We start from the raw sequence: 17858 nt of genomic DNA, 5'->3' as shown, positions 1-17858 counted from the left end.
TAAGGGGTTACTTCATGGAAATCGTTCAGCAATTATCGCAAATGCAATTACTCAACCAATTCTGGTTACTTGTGGCCTTCATCATCCCGATGGTCATTTTATCGCGGATGGTCGTGGCCGGTTCACGGTTCTCACCAATCCTCGTCATCGTCATCTTCGGCCTCGGCCTCGGCTTCGCCATGGTCGAAATGGGCATCGCGACACCGGGTCTCCCTGAGTTCCCGCTCGTCGACTTCCTCTCGCGGACGACGATCATCGCGCTCGTTGTCTCATTCTTCGTCGGTGGGCAAGAGCTTCGTAAAATCTTAAGCAAGCAAGCGCTCGAGATGAAAGACATCGTCGTCCCGTCGACAGAAGAGATGTTCCTCGGAACAGGGCGGACACAGTTCATCTTCATCGTTCGTTCGTTCTTCTTGCTCGTCGGACTCGAAGGGTTCTTCCGCATGATGATCCAACCGGGAACGGCAGAGGGCATCACGCTCTACTACCCGATCCTCGCGTTGATCGGTCTCGCGGCATCGTTCCTCTTGATCGACCATAAGGCACAAATCGACGACAAGCACGTTTATATGAAGAAGGGCTTGATCGAGACGGCGTTACTGCTCGTCATCTTGTTCATCTCGTACGCAATCGCCATGGCCGTTCAACCGGTCATCGCCTTGCCGCAAATCTTCTTTGCGATGCTTTTGTCATCAGCACTCGGTGCCATCTTCCAAAACTGGACGTACGGACCGACCGTCCGCGCGCTCTTGTTCGCCGGTATCCCGGTCGTGTTGGCGGCCAACTTCATGGTCGGTGGTTCGCGGATCGGTGACGCCTTCGCCATTGAAGGCATGAACTCGATTCTCGTCTACGGTTTCTTCGGTCAGTTGTTCTGGATGTTCGGTGGGATCGCGCTCCTCATGTGGTTCGCACGCACGGGGCACATCCGTAACCTCGCACCAGGTATGGCCGGTTCGCTGTCGCACAGTGGTCTCACAGGTGCATGTACGGCCGGTGACTTCGGTCAAGTGGCGGCAAAACGTGCGCCGATCATGATCAACATCCCGTTCTTCGGTCACATCTTCGTGTTCTCGATCTTGGCAGTCAGTGCCGACAACGGGGCGCTTTGGATCTGGCCGACGGCGATCATCGTCTTGGTCGGTCTCGTCTTGACGGCACTCGCGCTTAAAAACTTGCGCGGTGCGAACGGTGAGGACTTCAAAGAAGTGAAGGCGCTCATGCAGTTCTCGTTCGGTTGGCAGATGATGGCCGTCTTCGGCGGTCTCGTCATCCTCAGCTTCAGCACGATCGCATTCGACTACACGACGATGGCGCAATCGTCAGCCATCTCACACTTTGGCCTCTTCGCAGCGGTCCAAGGTGGCATGTTCGGGACAGAGGCATCGCTTCTCATCCCGCTCATCTTCTCGATGCCGTTCCTGGTGCATCCGATCGTGTTCTTCATGTTCGGGAAAGCACTCGACAACAACGGCGAGATGCCGCGCGTACCCGTTTACGCGATGGCGCTCATCGGTGTCGTCGGCGTATCGTTCGCCATTCTCGGTATATAATAAACAGCCGCTTCTACACACGTAGAAGCGGTTTTTGTATGCCTGCTAGTCGGATAAGGGTTGCCAATGGTCGGGATCATGCTAAAGAGCGTACAGAAAAACGGCCGACACGAGGTCGACCGTCTGCTGATTAGTTGACTTCCGTCACATGGAGCACCGGTTTCGCCGTCACGTAGTTGGCTACGTTTTGGGCGAAGGCGATCAAGTCCGGGTTTTGGTTGTGCTGCTCGAGAGCGGCTTGGTCGGCCCAGTTCTCGATCATGACGAACCGGTTCTCTGACGTCGTCGACTGATAGAGCTCATAGACTAGGCAGCCTGCTTCTTGTTTCGACGAGTCGATGAGCTTGTTAATATCGGCTAAGAAGTTTTCGAACTCTGCTTCTTTCACATCAAAAATGGCGTTTACTAAGATCATGTTGAATTCCTCCGATTATTTGAAGTTTGTGATTTTTTCAGCGTCGAGACGGACTGATTTGTAGCCTGTTTCTGCCGCTTTACCGACCGAGAGGATCATGACCGGCACGTAGCGGTCTTTGTCGAGTCCGAACGCTTCCGCCAATTGGTCTTTCTCAAAGCCGCCGATCGGGTTCGTGTCGTAACCGTGGGCACGGGCGACGAGCATGAACTGCATCGCTGCCAAACTTGAATCGATTTTGACGATATCGTTCATCTCTGGCTTCGACAAGTTTTTGTAGTAAGGAATAAACATTTCCAACTGTCTGTCACGGACATCTTGTGGCATTTTGCCTTCCGCTACGGCTTGATCGTAGATCTCTTCGCCGAGTTCGTAGCATTCCATGTCACCGAAGATGAGCACCATCGCGGCCGACGTATCGTTTTGAAGCGTATTGAAGCGGATCAACGGTTTCAACGTCTCTTTTGCTTCCGGGCTCTCGACGACGACGAAGCGCCACGGTTGCATGTTGACTGAAGACGGGGCCGTCGTTGCTTCTTGGATCATCTCGAGCATCTCGAGTTGTGGGATCTTGACCGTTTCGTCATAGGCGCGGATCGACTTTCTGTCGAGCATTACGTCCGTTAATGTATTGTTTTCAAATGTAGTTGTCATAGTTAATCTCCTCTTTCTCTGTTCAAATAGTATTTAGCTTTTGTAATAGGGCGGATAGCTGTTGCATCTCCGACTCCGATAATACTTTGGCGATCAAATGGTTCGTCTGATCATGGTTTTGTTCACAGTGCTGCAACTCGCGTGCCGCCGTCTCCGTCAAGCGGACGAACACTTCGCGGTTGTTCGCGACGTTCCGCTCCCGCCTGACGTGGCCTTTCTCCTCGAGAATCTTCAAGTGACGGGTGATCGCCGCATTGTCGATCTTCATCTCTTGTTGGATCTCGCTTTGCGAGCAGACGCCTTTGTCGTTGACGATCATGAGCATCTCGTAGCGGGTCAGGCTGAAACCTGTCTCACGCTCGAACGATGTCGCGACGCGCTGGTCGGCGAGTTTGATTTGGTATAGCAACCGGCTCATCTCTCGTAGCTCCATTGCGTCCCACCTTTCATATTTGACTCATCAATCATTGACAAGTCAAACGTTAGCAAGTCGACCGCTGTCTGTAAAGCAAGACGACTCGAGAAAAGACACTACCGGATTAGTCAGCAGTGTCTCGCTCGATTTTCGTCCCATCAAATCGGTATTCACTGATGAACGTCGTCTTGTCAAACCCATACAGGCGGTCGTGGCGGTTCAAGTCGTCAATCGTTTGGAGTGAATTGAACGACGGGTCGCCAGATTGGGGTGTGCGTGACACGTTCAAATAACGCTCGGTGAAGTCGTCATCCTCGTTCGGTGTCCCGTCGAACGAGAAATGGATCGACTTCACATCGTCCTCGAGCAGACGGATGACGTCGAGCACGCGCTGTTTCTGTTCAGCGGTGTCGTTCCATGCTTCGTGCAGCATGACGGAGGCGCCTAAAAACGTCTCTGGATTCAATTCGAAGATGGACGTCGGTTCAGGCTTTGTCGTCACGTCGCGCATTCGCACCGCGTCTTCCGGTACGTTCGCCCGGACCGTCTCTTCACGTGACAAGACGTTCGCGGTGACGAGTCGGTCGTGTAGCGTCGTCTCGGCTTCTTTCACCCAGTAGGCGGGCATCACATCGTCATGGATCGAGCCGTCCCCATACGTCCGCGCGGAATACGTCCCGCGAAGCGGTGTCGTCTCCAGTTTGAACGTCGCCTTGTATCCAGTCAGTTTCCAGTCCTGTGATACGTCGACATCGACACGCTCCCCGTACGTGTCATAGATGTAGTCTGTATAGCGCTCCGTCGCTTCGCTTCTCCCGTACATTGATCCGGCGACGAGCAAGCCGACTGCGCCAATTAACAACCTTTTCTTCATTTTCTGTTCACCTCTACTACAATGTACCCGAAAAGACCGAATCCCGTCTCGGTCCAAAGTCGTATTCTATTTATTCCCAATTCCCTGTAAACTGAAAATGCCCTCTAAGAACTATTGCTATTACGTGTACTAATACATATAATACACTTATACCACGTTTAAAAGAGAGGGTGTGACCCATGTTATATAAGATCGATATGAAAAGTACGGAACCTTTATATGAACAAATCGTCAATCAGACGAAAGCGCTCGTTATCCGCGGCATCTTACGACCGGGCGACAAAGTCATGTCGGTCCGTGAGCTCGCGACGGACCTCGTCATCAATCCGAACACCGTCAGCAAGGCGTATCAAGAGCTCGAGCGGCTCGGTTTGCTCGAGATGCATCGCGGGCGCGGGACGTTCGTCTCGATGGACTGGGTTGACCAAGACGCGTCACGAGCGCCGGTCGTCGCAGCCATCCAAAAGCTCGCCATCGACTGCCATTACGCGAACGTGTCGCTTAAAGAAGCGATGACGCTATTTGAGACAGAGTATAAGAAAGTAGGGGAGAACCATGCTGACAGTACAGCAACTGAGTAAGAGAATCGACCGCCAGACCGTGCTCGATGCGATCGACTTCTCGGTCAGACCAGGAGAGATCATCGCCCTCGTCGGTCGTAACGGGGCCGGCAAGACGACACTCCTCCGGACGATGGTCGGCATCATCCGACCGGACACCGGGGACGTCCGCTACGGGCCATCGAGCATTTTTGAGAAAGCTGAATTGAAGCGGGACGTCATCTTCGTTCCAGATTCAGCCGACGCGCTCAAACATTACACCGTCAACGAGGCGATGGATTTATACGCCTCGATCTATCCGTCGTTCGACCGGGCGGCGTTCACCGAGACGCTCACGCGCTACAACATCGGTAATAAAAAGATCCGTCAGTTGTCTAAAGGGCAGAAAGCGATGGTGACGCTGTCGCTCGCCTTCGCCGTCAAAGCGAGCTATTACCTGCTTGACGAACCGACCGATGGACTCGATGTCGTCGCCAAGGCCGACGTCTTGAAACTGATGATCGCCCAAGTCGAGGCACGCAACTGCTCAATCATCGTCTCGAGCCACCAGCTGCACGAGCTCGAGCGGATCGCCGACCGCATCATCATGATCGAGAAGGGACGGGTCAAAGCGATCATGTCGCTTGAAGAGGCTCGTGAGTCGAGCGTCAAGCTGCAAGTCGTCTTTAACGACCAAGTACCCGTCGAACTGCTCGAACGAAAAGATATCGAAATCATCAACGTGACAGGACGCGTCGTCTTGTTCATGGCGAAAGAACGGACGCAAGAGCTCGACACGTTCGTCGACGCCCACGACCCGATGCTCGTCGAAGAGATTCCGATGTCGCTCGAAGACATTTTCCGGGTCCAATTAGGAGGTGAGGCAAGTGTCATTTAACGTGTTGTTGAAAAAAGATTGGAAACAAGTGTCGTTGTTGTGGATTTTGCTCGTCTTCCTTGGGATTGTCGCGTACACGCTCCCGGTGTGGACACAAATGCAGTCGTTCGATGAACAAGTTCAGGACATTCAAATGAATCCGGACGAGTATGCCGAATGGTTTAATGGTGATGCGTCGAACGCATCAGTTGAAGAGTTGTTCAACCCGCAATCTAGTTACTGGATTGGCGATTTACAGACACTCATCCCGTATGGTGGAGTCATCTTTCTCTATATCATCTTCGGCTTCTTGATGGCGTCTGTCTTGATTGGCAGTGAACGCAACAGCCAAATGTCTGACTTTGCGATGTCCCTGCCGTTCAACCGGAACCAGTTGTACATATCGAAATGGTTGATTGGGGCGAGCGGCATCGTCGTCTCGACACTCCTTGGTGGACCGCTCATGCTTTGGATGATCCATGCGTCACGCTATTCGTTCTTGATTGAAGGACATTCGTTGAAAGTCGCAGCGCTCGTTGGTTTTATGCTATTGACCGGAATTGCTGTTTTCTCGTTGGCGTTATGGATGGGTTCGTTTGGCGGGGAGGCAATCTCGCAAGTTCTCTGGTCGATCGTCGCACTATTGTTCCCTGTCGGCATCTTATTGCTGATTCAAGGATCGGTCATATCGTTCACTCAAAATACAGAGCGCGTATATAGTGTATTCGAACGTGCGATTGAAAGTGTGTTCTTGCGCGTGATTTCACCGCTTGCGAATATATTTAACGTCGACACGTATAACTTATATACAGACAACAGCGTGTGGCAAGAGTTCCTAGCCGTTGCTCCATTAAGCGTACTTGCTTTTATTGTCCTATCGTTTGGACTCGGACTCCTTACATTCAACCGGGCCCCGCAAGAGAACAACGGCCGCTTCTTCATGTTCTCGAACTGGCTCTGGTTCGTTCACCTGATGATGGTGCTTTGTTTCGCCATGCTTGGTGGGATTATTTTAGCGAATATCGCGTATTCGACGAACAGCATCCTTTACGTCATCGGCTTCTTGATCGGCGGCTTCCTCGCCCACTTGCTCGCCAAACGCCTGCTTTATCGCTTCAACCTGCAACTCAAATCTTAAGGAGGACGTATCATGAAACGGTTCGGTCTGTTAGTCGTCGCATTACTGTTTGTACTTTCTGGGTGTAGTGATCCCTCGAAGCGGCCCCCGAGTGCCTTTCAATACGAGGGCACATACGTCGGCGATATCAACGCCGTCGTCGGCATCGCCAAGACGTTGCCGATGCACGACTGCTATAAGTCGATCGAGCTACAGACGAAAAAGCGTCCATACGGGCTGACCGTTCGTTATCATGATCCGGAGATTGAGCGCATCGAGCAGGAGCGGCTCGCCATCCGTAACGCGGCGACGTATTTCACGCTCGTACAAAATACGGAGATCGTCCGTTTCGCGTTCCCGAACCGGACGTACGCGTTCTCTCGCCCCGAGATGGAGGCGTGGCTCGGGATCGACTTCTCGACGATCGAGAAAGAAGAAGATTTGATTGCCCGATTGGATGAAAAAATTGGGAATGAAGAGCAAGCTGAAGCGTACTTCAGACGCGTCTAAAGTGTATGGATTTTTGAATCCATGCACTTTTTTTCGATATTTTCTGAAAAGTATCGGGTAAAGGGTAGATGAAAGCGTTTTCTTAGCATTATAATGGAATTAACTGAATGACTATTCATTCTAAGGAGGAGAATCAATGGAAAAACCGTGGTTACAAGATTATCCAGCTGACATGCCTGAAACGATCGACTACGAGGTGAAGCCACTCTATGAGGCACTCAGCCGCGCCGCTAAAGATTTCCCGGACCGGACCGCCGTCTCGTTTATCGGCAAGGATTTGACGTTTGCCCAAATCGATGATGCGGCCCACCGTTTGGCGACGATGTTGCAGTCGAGAGGGTTGCAAAAAGGGGACCGGGTCAGCCTGATGCTCCCGAACTGCCCACAGTACGTCATCTCGTTCTACGCCGTCCTGTATGCCGGTGGGACCGTCGTCCAGACGAATCCGCTCTACACCGAGCACGAGCTTGAAAACTTGATCACCGATTCCGGCGCGAAGATCGTCATCACGCTCGATCTCCTCTATCCGAAGTCGCTCCGGGTGAAAGAAAAGACGGACATTCAAACGATCATCACGACGAGTATCGCCGACTACCTGCCATTCCCGAAAAATAAGCTGTACCCGATCAAAGTGAAACGTGAGCACAATATCGTCATCGATACGACGGGTTCGGTCGCGTTCAAGGATTTCAAAAACTTCGGACCGGTCAAGCCGATCGAGATCGACCCGAAACAAGACGTCGCCGTGCTCCAATACACGGGCGGGACGACCGGGCTGCCGAAAGGCGTCATGCTGACGCATTTCAACTTGACGGCGAACGTCGACCAAATTTCGAACTTCTTCTATAAATACAACCGCGGTGATGAGAAGCGCGTCTTGAGCGTCGTCCCGTTCTTCCACGTCTACGGCATGACATGCTGCCTCAACTTCGGGGTGGCGAACGGGTATGAACTCATTCTCGTGCCGCGCTTTGACGTCACCGACGTCTTGAAGACGATCAACAAGAAGAAACCACACTTCTTCCCAGGAGCCCCGACGATGTATGTCGGCATCTTGAACGACCCGAAACTGAAAAAGTATGACTTGTCGTCGATCGAGGCATGTATTTCAGGATCGGCACCACTCCCGGTCGAAGTACAAGAACAGTTCGAAGACGTGACGGGCGGGCGCATCGTCGAAGGATACGGGTTGTCCGAGACGTCACCGGTGACGCACGCTAACTTCTTGTGGGATAAACGCATCGTCGGCTCGATTGGGGTGCCGTTATCCGATACTTCTGCTAAAATTGTAAAGGCAGACGGCGAGACATTGGCCGAAGTCGGTGAGATCGGCGAAGTGTTCCTGAATGGACCGCAAGTCATGAAAGGCTACTGGCAAAAACCAGAAGAGACGGCGGCCGTCTTGAAAGATGGATGGCTCGCGACCGGTGACCTCGGCTATATGGGCGAGGACGGGTTCTTCTATATCGTCGACCGGAAGAAAGACATGATCATCGCCGGAGGCTTCAACGTCTACCCGCGCGAGATCGAAGAAGTGCTGTACGAACATCCGGCCGTCAAGGAAGCGGTCTGTATCGGTGTCCCGGACCCGTACCGCGGTGAGACGGTCAAAGCGTTCATCGTCACGCGGGACGGGGTGAATGTGACCGAAGACGAGCTCGACAAGCATTGCCGTGAGAAGCTCGCGGCGTATAAAGTACCAAAGCTGTATGAATTCCGTGACGAGTTGCCGAAGACGTTCGTTGGTAAGATCCTGCGCCGCGTCCTCGTCGACGAAGAGAAGGCGAAACAAGTGAAACAAAGCAGTTGACACCTCTCTTTGACATGATAGAATAATAAATGAATGAACCATCATTCATTTTTCTGCAGCAATAAGGAGCATGGGTGTCTATGAAAAAGAATGTATCAAAAAGTGACCGCATTATCGATGCGGCAGTGAAAGTGATCGCGGACCATGGTTATCACGGTGCAAAGGTGACAGCCATCGCCAAAGAGGCTGGTGTCGCGGACGGAACGATTTATTTGTACTTCAAAAACAAGGAGCATCTATTGATCGAGCTGTTCCAGACGAAGATGGGCCTGTTCATCGACTACTCGAAGCAACAGATCGAGCAGGAGACGACGGCAGGCGACAAGCTGTACCAGTTGATCGAGTCGCATCTCAAGCAGCTGTCGGTCGACTACGACCTCGCCGTCGTGACGCAAATCGAGCTCAGACAGTCGAACTTGGCGCTCCGCCAAAAGATCAGTGAAGTGTTGAAGCCGTATTTGAACTTGATCGATGCGGTCGTCAAGCACGGTATCGAGACCGGGGAGTTTGACCAGGACCTCGACTACCGGCTGGCGCGACAAATGATTTTCGGCACGATCGATGAAGTGGTCACGAGTTGGATGGCGAGCGGCTTCAAGTACGACTTAATGTCGACGTTACCGAGAGTACACCATATGTTAAAAAAAGGGCTTGCTTAACCGTAAGCCCTCTCGTTAGCTCAAAAAATGAATGCTGATTCATGAATGATGGGACGAACAACCTGAAGGGGGAACTGACATGAATATTTTTGTGTTGCTAAAACGTACGTTCGATACAGAGGAAGCGATCCAACTTGAGAACGGGGAGATCCAAGAAGACGGTGCCGAGTTCATCATCAACCCATATGACGAGTATGCGGTCGAGGAAGCGATCCGCAAGCGTGACGATCTCGGGGGAGAAGTCACGGTCGTGACGGTCGGACCGGACGACGCGGACAAAGAACTACGGACAGCGCTCGCGATGGGTGTGGACAGAGCGGTCCGCATCTCGATCGAGGATGACGTCGAGGACGCAGATCACGTGACAATCTCGAAAGTGCTCGCCGCATATTTGAAAGACCAAGCACCAGACCTCATCTTCGCCGGTAACGTCGCCATCGACGGCGGTAGCGGACAAGTGGCGCCGCGCGTCGCCGAGCTGCTCGACATGAACTATGTGACGACGATCACGAAGCTCGACATCAACGGCACGACGGCGACGGTCACGCGTGACGTCGAGGGGGACACGGAAGTGATCGAAGTCAACCTGCCGCTCCTCGTGACGGCGCAACAAGGCTTGAACGAACCGCGCTATCCGAGCCTTCCCGGTATCATGAAAGCGAAGAAGAAGCCGCTCGAAGAACTCGATCTCTCAGACATCGACCTCGACGAAGACGAGATCGGCGCGAAGATCGAGACGATCAAACGGTTCTTGCCGGAAGAGAAGAAAGCGGGACGTATTCTTGAAGGGGACACGTCGACACAAGTGAGCGAGCTCGTTCAACTACTTCGCACGGAAGCCAAAGTCATTTAAGGGGGACATCACATATGAAAGCTTTAGTACTCGCAGAAGCGCGCGAAGGCGCGTTACGGAACGTATCATTTGAAGCGATCGCCGCGGCGAAGCAACTGACGGACGACGTGACGGCGGTCGTCATTGGGGATAACGTCAAAGCACTCGCGACTGAACTCGGGGAGCACGGCGCAGCGCGCGTCCTCGTCATCGAAGACGAGCGACTCAAACATTACACGCCGGACGGTTACGGCCAAGTACTCCGCCAAATCATCGACCAAGAAGGACCGGATATGATTGTCCTCGGCCACACAGCACTCGGAAAAGACATCGCACCGAAACTCGCGGCCCGTCTTGACGCCGGCCTCATCAGTGACGTCGTCTCGATCGAAGGCTCGGGACGAGACGCCGAGTTCGTCCGTCCGATCTACTCGGGTAAAGCGTTCGAGAAAGTGAAGTTCAAAGATTCGGTCATGTTCTTCACGATTCGTCCGAACAACATCGACGCACTTCCACGTCAAGCGGGGGCGAGCGTGTCGGTCGAGACGCCGGCCGTCGAATTGAAAGATCTCGCCATGATCGTCAAAGAAGTCGTCCGTAAGGCGACCGGGAAAGTCGATCTCGCGGAAGCGAAAGTCATCGTCGCCGGAGGACGCGGCGTCAAGAGCGAGGACGGTTTTAAACCGCTCGAAGAGCTCGCTGAACTGCTCGGTGGCGCTGTCGGTGCTTCACGTGGAGCATGTGACGCGGACTACTGCGACTACGCACTCCAAATCGGTCAGACGGGTAAAGTCGTCACGCCGGACTTGTATATCGCCTGCGGAATCTCCGGGGCAATCCAACACTTGGCCGGGATGAGCAACGCAAAAGTCATCGTCGCCATCAACAAGGACCCGGAAGCGAGCATCTTCAGCGTAGCCGACTACGGCATCGTCGGCGACTTGTTCGACGTCGTGCCGCTCTTGACTGAAGAGTTCCGAAAACACCTCGTCAATAGCTGATGGGCATAACGTTTGGGGAAAGTTACCCTCCGTGGTATACTCTGAACATGAAATGCAAGAGAGTTCTTAATTGAACTGTCTCATCTTACTGGGGAGGTATTTACCAAATGGCTATTAAACACGCAACGACTCAAACGTTCGAACAAGAAGTGAAAGAGGGCGTCGTCCTCGTCGATTTTTGGGCAGCATGGTGTGGACCGTGCCGCATGATCGCACCGGTTCTTGAAGAACTCGATCAAGAGATGGGCGACGAAGTCCAAATCGTTAAACTCGATGTTGACGAGAACCCAGAAGTAGCGGGCGCTTTCCAAATCCAAAGCATCCCGACACTCATGATGTTCAAAGACGGACAACCTGTCTCGAAAACAATGGGCTTCCAACCAAAAGAAGCGCTTAAAGAGTTTATCGCGTCAGCAAAATAATAAACGTACAGCCGATCGGGAGACCGATCGGCTGTTTTTTGTTGGCTTCGTTCGGGAACAAGGAGTTTAGTGAGTGAGCAAAGAATTAGTTAGGTTAAGGGTTACGATCGATTCGGGAGCGGCAACACGTTCGACATTCGGCTTAATAGAGCTTACATATGCAATCCAAACCCAATTTTTTTTAGTCGTTTTTTGTCGACTCCCTTCATATTTAACAGTTCAGTTTTTTTTAACCGTGGCTAGAAAAGCGAGAAGCTTTTATCATGGAAACAGCCTGAAAATTTAAGCTATACTCATGAGGAAGACGTGATGGCGTCAAATGAACTTAATATTTGATGTCATCGTTGTAAGACTCTGTTCGAAGGAGGAATTTTCTTGTCGGTGTTACATTTAGCTATCTTGTTGCCGCTCCTCGCGGCACCGTTCATCCCGTTTTTGTTTCGGGCGTTGAAACGGATCCATACGGGCTGGTTCGTACTGGTCGTCCCGGTACTCCTGTTCGTCTACTTCTTCCGCTTCATCGGAATCACGAGCGCGGGAGACGTCGTGAGCGAAACGGTCGCATGGATGCCGTCGCTCGGGATCAACTTTACCGCTTACGTGGACGGGCTTGGACTACTGTTTGCCCTCCTCATTACAGGGATCGGGGCGCTCGTCGTCCTGTATTCGATTTACTACTTGAACAAAGATAAAGAGTCGCTCGGTCACTTTTATGTGTACTTGCTTCTCTTCATGGGTGCGATGCTCGGTGTCGTCCTCTCGGATAACATGGTCGTCATGTACATGTTCTGGGAACTCACATCGATTTCATCGTTCCTGTTGATCGGGTATTGGTATGAGAAAGAACGCTCTCGCTACGGAGCACGCAAGTCGATGCTGATCACCGTGTTCGGTGGTCTGTCGATGCTCGGCGGGATCGTCATCTTGGAGTCGATCGTCGGATCGTTCAGCATCCGCGACATGATCGCAAATCAGGCGCTTATCGCCGAAAGTCCGTTCTTCGTCGCCGCCATGATCTTGATTTTGCTTGGGGCGTTCACGAAGTCGGCGCAATTCCCGTTCCACATCTGGTTGCCGGACGCGATGGAAGCACCGACCCCGGTCAGTGCGTACTTGCACTCGGCGACGATGGTCAAGGCCGGGCTCTACTTGGTCGCCCGGATGAGTCCGGTGTTCCAAGAATCATCGCTCTGGCTATGGATCATCGTCTCGGTCGGGACGTTCACGTTGTTCTGGGGAGCCTTCAACGCCGTCAAACAGACGGACTTGAAAGGGATACTCGCGTTCTCGACGGTCAGTCAGCTCGGTCTCATCATGTCGCTGCTCGGCCTTGGCGCCGCGGCGCTTCATTACGACGGGATCGACGACAACATCTTCATGGTCGCGACGATCGCGGCCATCTTCCACTTGATCAACCACGCCACGTTCAAAGGATCGTTGTTCATGATGGTCGGGATCGTCGACCACGAGACGGGCACACGTGACATCCGTAAGCTCGGCGGTCTCATGACCGTCATGCCGATCACGTTCACAATCGCCGTCATCGGCTCGTTGTCGATGGCAGGGTTACCGCCATTCAACGGCTTCCTCAGTAAAGAGATGTTCTTGAAGGCGACGACGAAAGTGTTCTCGATGGACTTCTTCGCGCTCGACACGATCGGGATCTTGATCCCTGTCGTCGCGTTCATCGCGAGCGTGTTCACGTTCATCTATAGCTTGATCATCTTTACACGGACGTTCATGGGGAAAGCCAAGTTCGACGAATTGCCGAAACAGCCGCACGAGGCACCAATCGGGATGCTCATCCCGCCGGCCATTTTAGCCATCCTCGTCGTCGTCCTCGGCTTCGTTCCGAACGTGTTGTCGAACTCGCTCATCAAGCCTGCCGTCGAGTCGATCTATCCGACGCTCGTCGCGAGCGGGCAAGAGGTCAAAGTCGACATCTACTTCTGGCACGGACCGACTCCAGAGCTATTTATGACGCTCGGGATTATCGCCCTCGGGACGCTCATGTTCTTCATGATCAACAAGTGGATGGGGATCTACAACCATATCCCGAACCGGCTGACGCTGAACGGCATGTACGACGGGTCGCTCGTCTGGTCGAACAAAGCGGCTTATCGCTTTAAAGACAACTACATGACCGGCTTCATCCGGTCCTACTTGATCTACATCTTCCTGTTCTTATCTGGGATGCTGTTGTTCTCGATGTACTGGTTCGACTTGTTCAACTTCTCGTTCGGCGAGATGGAGGCTGTCGCGCCGTATGAATATGTGCTCGGGGCGGTCATCATTTTGGCGGCGCTCGCGATTCTGTTCATGGGTTCACGCCTGCCATCGATCATCTTGCTCGGGGTCATCGGCTATTCGGTCGCCTTGTTCTTCGTGTTCTTCGGAGCGCCGGATCTCGCCTTGACGCAGCTCGTCATCGAGACGGTATCGGTCGCCTTGTTCTTGCTCGTGTTCTATCACATGCCGGAGATCAGCAGAAAAGAAGTTCGCGTCAAATTTAAAGTGGAGAACGCGATCGTGTCGGTCATCGTCGGGGTGACGGTCATGTTGCTCAGCTTCATGGCACTGTCGAACCGGTCGGTGTCTTCGATCTCTGAGTATTATAAAGAGAACGTCTACGACTTAGCAGCCGGGAAGAACATGGTCAACGTCGTCCTTGTCGACTTCCGGGGCTTTGATACGCTGTTCGAGATCGTCGTCCTCGCCGTTGCGGCAATCGGGATCTATACGATGATCAAATTTAGAACGACAGAACGCACGAAAGGAGCACATGAACATGAATCGGAAAAATGATCAAGTGAATGACGTCATCTTACAGACGGCCGCGGTGATCATCTTCTTCATCATCATCATGTTTTCAATCAACCTATTCTTCGCCGGGCACTATTCGCCAGGCGGCGGGTTTGTCGGTGGATTGATGACGGCTGCTGCTCTCGTGTTGTTACTGCTCGCGTTCGACTCGAAGACGCTTGCGAACGTCTTACCGTTCGACTATCGGATCATGACGGCACTCGGTCTTGTCATTGCGATGCTAACATCGCTCCACAGCATCTTTTGGAATCGTCCGTTCCTGACACACGCTTATGACAAGTTCGATTTGCCGCTCCTTGGTGAACAGACGCTTCACACGGCCATCGCCTTTGACTTAGGCGTCTACCTTGTGGTCATCGGTGTGACGATGACGATCATTCAAACGATTGGAGAGAGTGAATAATGGAAATCTTCGTTAGCATCATCATCGGGGTACTGACGATGAGCGCGGTCTACATGATTCTCTCAAAGAGTTTGTTGCGCATCATTATCGGTACCGGCCTGCTCAGTCACGCAGCCCACTTGCTCGTCTTGACGATGGGTGGACTGAAGACGGGAGCGGCACCTGTCCTCGTCGACGGGGTCACGGAATATACCGACCCGCTGCCGCAAGCGCTCGTCTTGACGGCGATCGTCATCAGCTTCGGTGTGACGGCGTTCTTCTTGGTACTCGCTTATCGGGCGTACCAGGAGTTGACCACGGATAATATTGAGGAAATGAAAGGAACGGAATCGAATGATTAACTTACCGATCTTTCCGATTGTCATCCCTGCACTTGCAGCCGTCATCCTGATGTTCGCACCGAAACAGGTACGCCTACAACGTGTGATGGCACTCGGGGCTTTACTTGTCACGTTCGCGGTATCGGTGTTGCTCGTCTTCACCGTATCGCAAGACGGTATCTTGACCGTCAACCTCGGGAATTGGCCCGCACCGTTCGGAATCACGCTCGTCTCGGATATGTTGTCGGCGCTTCTCGTCACAACATCGACGTTGATCGTGTTCTTCATCGTCTGGTTTGCGACGCATTATTTCTCGGACGCTTATGAATCGAACTACGTGTACGTCGCGATGTTATTTTTACTCGTCGGTGTCAACGGCGCCTTCACGACGGGCGATATTTTCAACTTGTTCGTCTTCTTTGAAGTCTTCCTCATCTCTTCGTACGTCTTGATCGTACTCGGTGGGAAAGGCGTCCAGTTGCGCGAGTCGATCAAATACTTGCTCGTGAACGTCATCGCGTCGGCGCTGTTCGTCATGGCCGTCGCACTTCTTTACGGCGTCGTCGGGACGCTCAGTCTCGCTGACTTGGCCCAGAAGATCCCGCTCGTCGAAAATCAAAACGTCATCACCGTCATCGGTGTCTTGTTCGTCATCGTCTTCGGTATGAAAGGGGCGCTTGTCCCGTTGCACTACTGGCTGCCTGGATCGTACGTCGTTGCCCCGACGCCGATCCTCGCCATGTTCGGTGCCTTGCTCACGAAAGTCGGCATCTATTCGATCTTACGGACGTACACGCTCTTGTTCGACACGGGGTCGTTCATGCAGACGTTCTTGATCGTGCTCGCCGTGCTGACGATCGTCATCGGGATGACCGGGGCGATCGCCTATAACGATGTGAAGTTGATCATCATCTACAACATCATGATCGCGGTCGGCGTCATCCTTTACGGGATCGCCCTCAATACGCAGACGTCGCTTGAAGGGGCGCTCTACTATTTGATTCACGACATGCTCATCAAGGCCGCCTTGTTCATGCTTGTCGGGATGATGATCGGGATCACCGGTTCCGGTCAACTTCGCGACATGGGTGGATTGATCACCCGGTTCCCGCTGTTCGGATGGACGTTCTTTATCGCCGCGTTGTCACTCGCCGGCATTCCGCCGCTCAGTGGCTTCTTCGGTAAATTGTTGATCGTTCAAGGCGGGGTGGCCGACGGCGACTTGTTCGGCCCGCTGCTCATCTTGCTGTCGAGCTTGTTCGTCTTGTTCTCGGTCATTAAGATTTTCCTCTATGGGTTCTGGGGAGAAGAGAGACGCGTCTATGACGGTCCGCTCGTCCCGTATACGAACCGACTCATCGTGCCGACGTTGTTACTCGTCGCAGTGGCCGTCGCGTACGGATTCGGGGCCGAGGCGATGCATCCGTTCATTACCCAGGCAATCGAACCGCTCGTCGAACCGGAAATCTACATCGATGCCGTGATTAAGGAGTGATTTAGACATGGCTTACCAACTACTCATCAACTTTTTCTTGGCGTTCATCTGGATGTTCTTCTCCGGTACGTTCACGACGAGCGGGTTTCTCATCGGTTACTTGCTCGGACTGCTCGTCATCTTCATGATGCGGCGGTTCTTCAAATCTGAAGGTACGGGCTTTTACTTCACACGTGTGATCAAGCTGTTCAAGCTGTTCTTGATTTTCGCACGTGAGCTCGTCATGGCGAACTTCGAGGTGTTACGTCTCGTCTTGAGCCCGAAATTGAAGATTCAACCTGGTATCTTCCGATATGAAACGTCACTGCGCTCGGGTTGGAAAATCAGCCTGTTGTCGATGCTTATCTCGCTCACCCCAGGGACGCTCGTCGTCCAAGTCTCGAAAGATAATAAAATACTTTATATCCACGCGCTCAACATGCCGGATAAAGAGGCGCTCAAACGCGACATCTACAATAACTTTGAATCAACCATTAAGGAGGCGACGGAATGAGCATATTAGATATTTTAATTTACATTGCGCTCGCCATTCTCTTGCTTGCCATGCTCGGCATGTTGTATCGGGTCATCAAAGGGCCGACGACCGCTGACCGCGTCATCGCGCTCGATTCGATCGGGATCGCGTTGATCTCGGTCGTCGCGCTGTTGTCGATCTTGCTCGACACGACGATATTCTTCGAGGTCATTCTTTTGCTCAGCATCCTCGCCTTCATCGGTACGGTGGCGTTCTCGAAATTCTTAGAGAGAGGGGAGATCATTCATCATGACCGCGACAACGATCTTTGATATATTGACCGGCGTTTTCACGATCATCGGAGTGTTCTTCACGGTCGTTGCGGCGATCGGCCTCATCCGTTTGCCGGACGTCTATTCGCGGACGCACGCGGCATCGAAGTCGGCGACGCTCGGCGTCATGTTCGTCTTGTTCGCGGCGGTGCTCCACGTCTGGGTCGACCAACGTATCTTCGACGCACGTCTCTTGCTCGGCTTGTTCTTCGTCTTGTTGACCGCGCCGGTCGGCGGACACTTGCTCGCCCGGGCGGCTCACGCTAAAGGCGTCCCGCTCTGGGAGAAGTCGTTACAGGACGCGCTCAAAGAAGATAAGGAAAAAGGGATCGAATGACGAAAGGCTCTTCCAT

The 17858-nt window shown here is 52.9% G+C and carries 21 protein-coding genes; 17 read left to right on the top strand and 4 right to left on the bottom strand.

Features of this window, described 5'->3' with window-relative positions; translation table 11 throughout:
• The first annotated feature begins 14 nt into the window (after positions 1 to 14).
• Entirely contained in the window at positions 15 to 1553 is a 1539-nt protein-coding gene (locus EVJ26_RS02425; protein WP_131469669.1) for a hypothetical protein, read from the top strand.
• Between the two features lie 130 nt (positions 1554 to 1683).
• Here the strand turns inward: EVJ26_RS02425 and EVJ26_RS02420 are convergent, their stop codons facing one another.
• The 4 genes from EVJ26_RS02420 to EVJ26_RS02405 form a co-directional block, all read right to left on the bottom strand.
• Complete coding sequence (locus EVJ26_RS02420; protein WP_131469668.1) at positions 1684 to 1968, bottom strand: putative quinol monooxygenase; 285 nt, start codon at positions 1966 to 1968, stop codon at positions 1684 to 1686.
• A gap of 15 nt (positions 1969 to 1983) precedes the next feature.
• The gene (locus EVJ26_RS02415) at positions 1984 to 2622 is read right to left on the bottom strand and encodes a nitroreductase family protein (protein WP_070327751.1); all 639 of its coding nucleotides are present in this window, start codon (positions 2620 to 2622) and stop codon (positions 1984 to 1986) included.
• 22 nt (positions 2623 to 2644) lie between these two features.
• Positions 2645 to 3055: a MarR family winged helix-turn-helix transcriptional regulator gene (locus EVJ26_RS02410; protein WP_131465523.1), complete on the bottom strand. Its 411-nt coding sequence runs from the start codon at positions 3053 to 3055 to the stop codon at positions 2645 to 2647.
• Positions 3056 to 3161: 106 nt separating this feature from the next.
• The gene (locus EVJ26_RS02405; protein ID WP_131457448.1) at positions 3162 to 3911 is read right to left on the bottom strand and encodes a hypothetical protein; all 750 of its coding nucleotides are present in this window, start codon (positions 3909 to 3911) and stop codon (positions 3162 to 3164) included.
• A 179-nt stretch (positions 3912 to 4090) separates the two neighbouring features.
• Between EVJ26_RS02405 and EVJ26_RS02400 the strand changes: the two genes are divergently transcribed.
• From EVJ26_RS02400 to mnhG, 16 genes are all read left to right on the top strand, one after another.
• On the top strand, positions 4091 to 4492 hold the full coding sequence (locus EVJ26_RS02400) for a GntR family transcriptional regulator (RefSeq protein WP_131469667.1): 402 nt from the start codon (positions 4091 to 4093) through the stop codon (positions 4490 to 4492).
• Positions 4467 to 5348 carry an ABC transporter ATP-binding protein gene (locus EVJ26_RS02395; RefSeq protein WP_070327748.1) on the top strand — a complete coding sequence of 294 codons (882 nt, stop codon included), beginning with the start codon at positions 4467 to 4469 and terminating at the stop codon, positions 5346 to 5348. Before EVJ26_RS02400 ends, EVJ26_RS02395 begins: the two co-directional genes overlap by 26 nt.
• A complete protein-coding gene (locus EVJ26_RS02390; protein WP_131457446.1) occupies positions 5338 to 6465 on the top strand; it encodes an ABC transporter permease subunit in 1128 nt (375 codons plus the stop codon). The genes EVJ26_RS02395 and EVJ26_RS02390 overlap by 11 nt, the downstream gene beginning before the upstream one ends.
• 12 nt (positions 6466 to 6477) lie before the next feature.
• Positions 6478 to 6954 carry a DUF4825 domain-containing protein gene (locus EVJ26_RS02385; RefSeq protein WP_131469666.1) on the top strand — a complete coding sequence of 159 codons (477 nt, stop codon included), beginning with the start codon at positions 6478 to 6480 and terminating at the stop codon, positions 6952 to 6954.
• 136 nt (positions 6955 to 7090) lie between these two features.
• The gene (locus EVJ26_RS02380; RefSeq protein ID WP_131457442.1) at positions 7091 to 8764 is read left to right on the top strand and encodes an AMP-binding protein; all 1674 of its coding nucleotides are present in this window, start codon (positions 7091 to 7093) and stop codon (positions 8762 to 8764) included.
• A gap of 80 nt (positions 8765 to 8844) precedes the next feature.
• A complete protein-coding gene (locus EVJ26_RS02375; protein ID WP_131457440.1) occupies positions 8845 to 9423 on the top strand; it encodes a fatty acid metabolism transcriptional regulator FadR in 579 nt (192 codons plus the stop codon).
• 79 nt (positions 9424 to 9502) lie between these two features.
• A complete protein-coding gene (locus tag EVJ26_RS02370) occupies positions 9503 to 10276 on the top strand; it encodes an electron transfer flavoprotein subunit beta/FixA family protein (RefSeq protein ID WP_070327743.1) in 774 nt (257 codons plus the stop codon).
• Between the two features lie 14 nt (positions 10277 to 10290).
• Positions 10291 to 11256 (top strand): electron transfer flavoprotein subunit alpha/FixB family protein, encoded by a 966-nt coding sequence (locus EVJ26_RS02365; protein WP_131457438.1) that lies wholly within the window; start codon positions 10291 to 10293, stop codon positions 11254 to 11256.
• Positions 11257 to 11363: 107 nt separating this feature from the next.
• On the top strand, positions 11364 to 11678 hold the full coding sequence (trxA, locus tag EVJ26_RS02360; RefSeq protein WP_131469665.1) for a thioredoxin: 315 nt from the start codon (positions 11364 to 11366) through the stop codon (positions 11676 to 11678).
• Between the two features lie 375 nt (positions 11679 to 12053).
• The gene (locus tag EVJ26_RS02355) at positions 12054 to 14483 is read left to right on the top strand and encodes a Na+/H+ antiporter subunit A (protein ID WP_131469664.1); all 2430 of its coding nucleotides are present in this window, start codon (positions 12054 to 12056) and stop codon (positions 14481 to 14483) included.
• Positions 14467 to 14904 carry a Na(+)/H(+) antiporter subunit B gene (locus EVJ26_RS02350; RefSeq protein ID WP_131469271.1) on the top strand — a complete coding sequence of 146 codons (438 nt, stop codon included), beginning with the start codon at positions 14467 to 14469 and terminating at the stop codon, positions 14902 to 14904. The genes EVJ26_RS02355 and EVJ26_RS02350 overlap by 17 nt, the downstream gene beginning before the upstream one ends.
• Positions 14904 to 15245 carry a Na(+)/H(+) antiporter subunit C gene (locus EVJ26_RS02345; protein ID WP_131469269.1) on the top strand — a complete coding sequence of 114 codons (342 nt, stop codon included), beginning with the start codon at positions 14904 to 14906 and terminating at the stop codon, positions 15243 to 15245. Before EVJ26_RS02350 ends, EVJ26_RS02345 begins: the two co-directional genes overlap by 1 nt.
• A complete protein-coding gene (locus tag EVJ26_RS02340) occupies positions 15238 to 16719 on the top strand; it encodes a Na+/H+ antiporter subunit D (RefSeq protein WP_131469663.1) in 1482 nt (493 codons plus the stop codon). The genes EVJ26_RS02345 and EVJ26_RS02340 overlap by 8 nt, the downstream gene beginning before the upstream one ends.
• 7 nt (positions 16720 to 16726) lie before the next feature.
• Positions 16727 to 17212, top strand: coding sequence for a Na+/H+ antiporter subunit E (locus EVJ26_RS02335; RefSeq protein ID WP_131469662.1), 486 nt, complete (start codon positions 16727 to 16729; stop codon positions 17210 to 17212).
• Positions 17209 to 17505, top strand: a complete 297-nt coding sequence (locus EVJ26_RS02330) for a Na(+)/H(+) antiporter subunit F1 (RefSeq protein WP_201738315.1) — start codon at positions 17209 to 17211, stop codon at positions 17503 to 17505. Before EVJ26_RS02335 ends, EVJ26_RS02330 begins: the two co-directional genes overlap by 4 nt.
• Positions 17483 to 17842: a monovalent cation/H(+) antiporter subunit G gene (mnhG, locus tag EVJ26_RS02325; RefSeq protein WP_016510023.1), complete on the top strand. Its 360-nt coding sequence runs from the start codon at positions 17483 to 17485 to the stop codon at positions 17840 to 17842. The genes EVJ26_RS02330 and mnhG overlap by 23 nt, the downstream gene beginning before the upstream one ends.
• Positions 17843 to 17858 lie beyond the last annotated feature (16 nt).

This window comes from Exiguobacterium sp. SH3S1 (assembly GCF_004337105.1).
Classification (GTDB): Bacteria; Bacillota; Bacilli; order Exiguobacteriales; family Exiguobacteriaceae; genus Exiguobacterium; species Exiguobacterium aurantiacum_A.
Note: the sequence above shows the minus strand (reverse complement) of the source record. Positions and strands in the feature narration are given on the sequence as shown.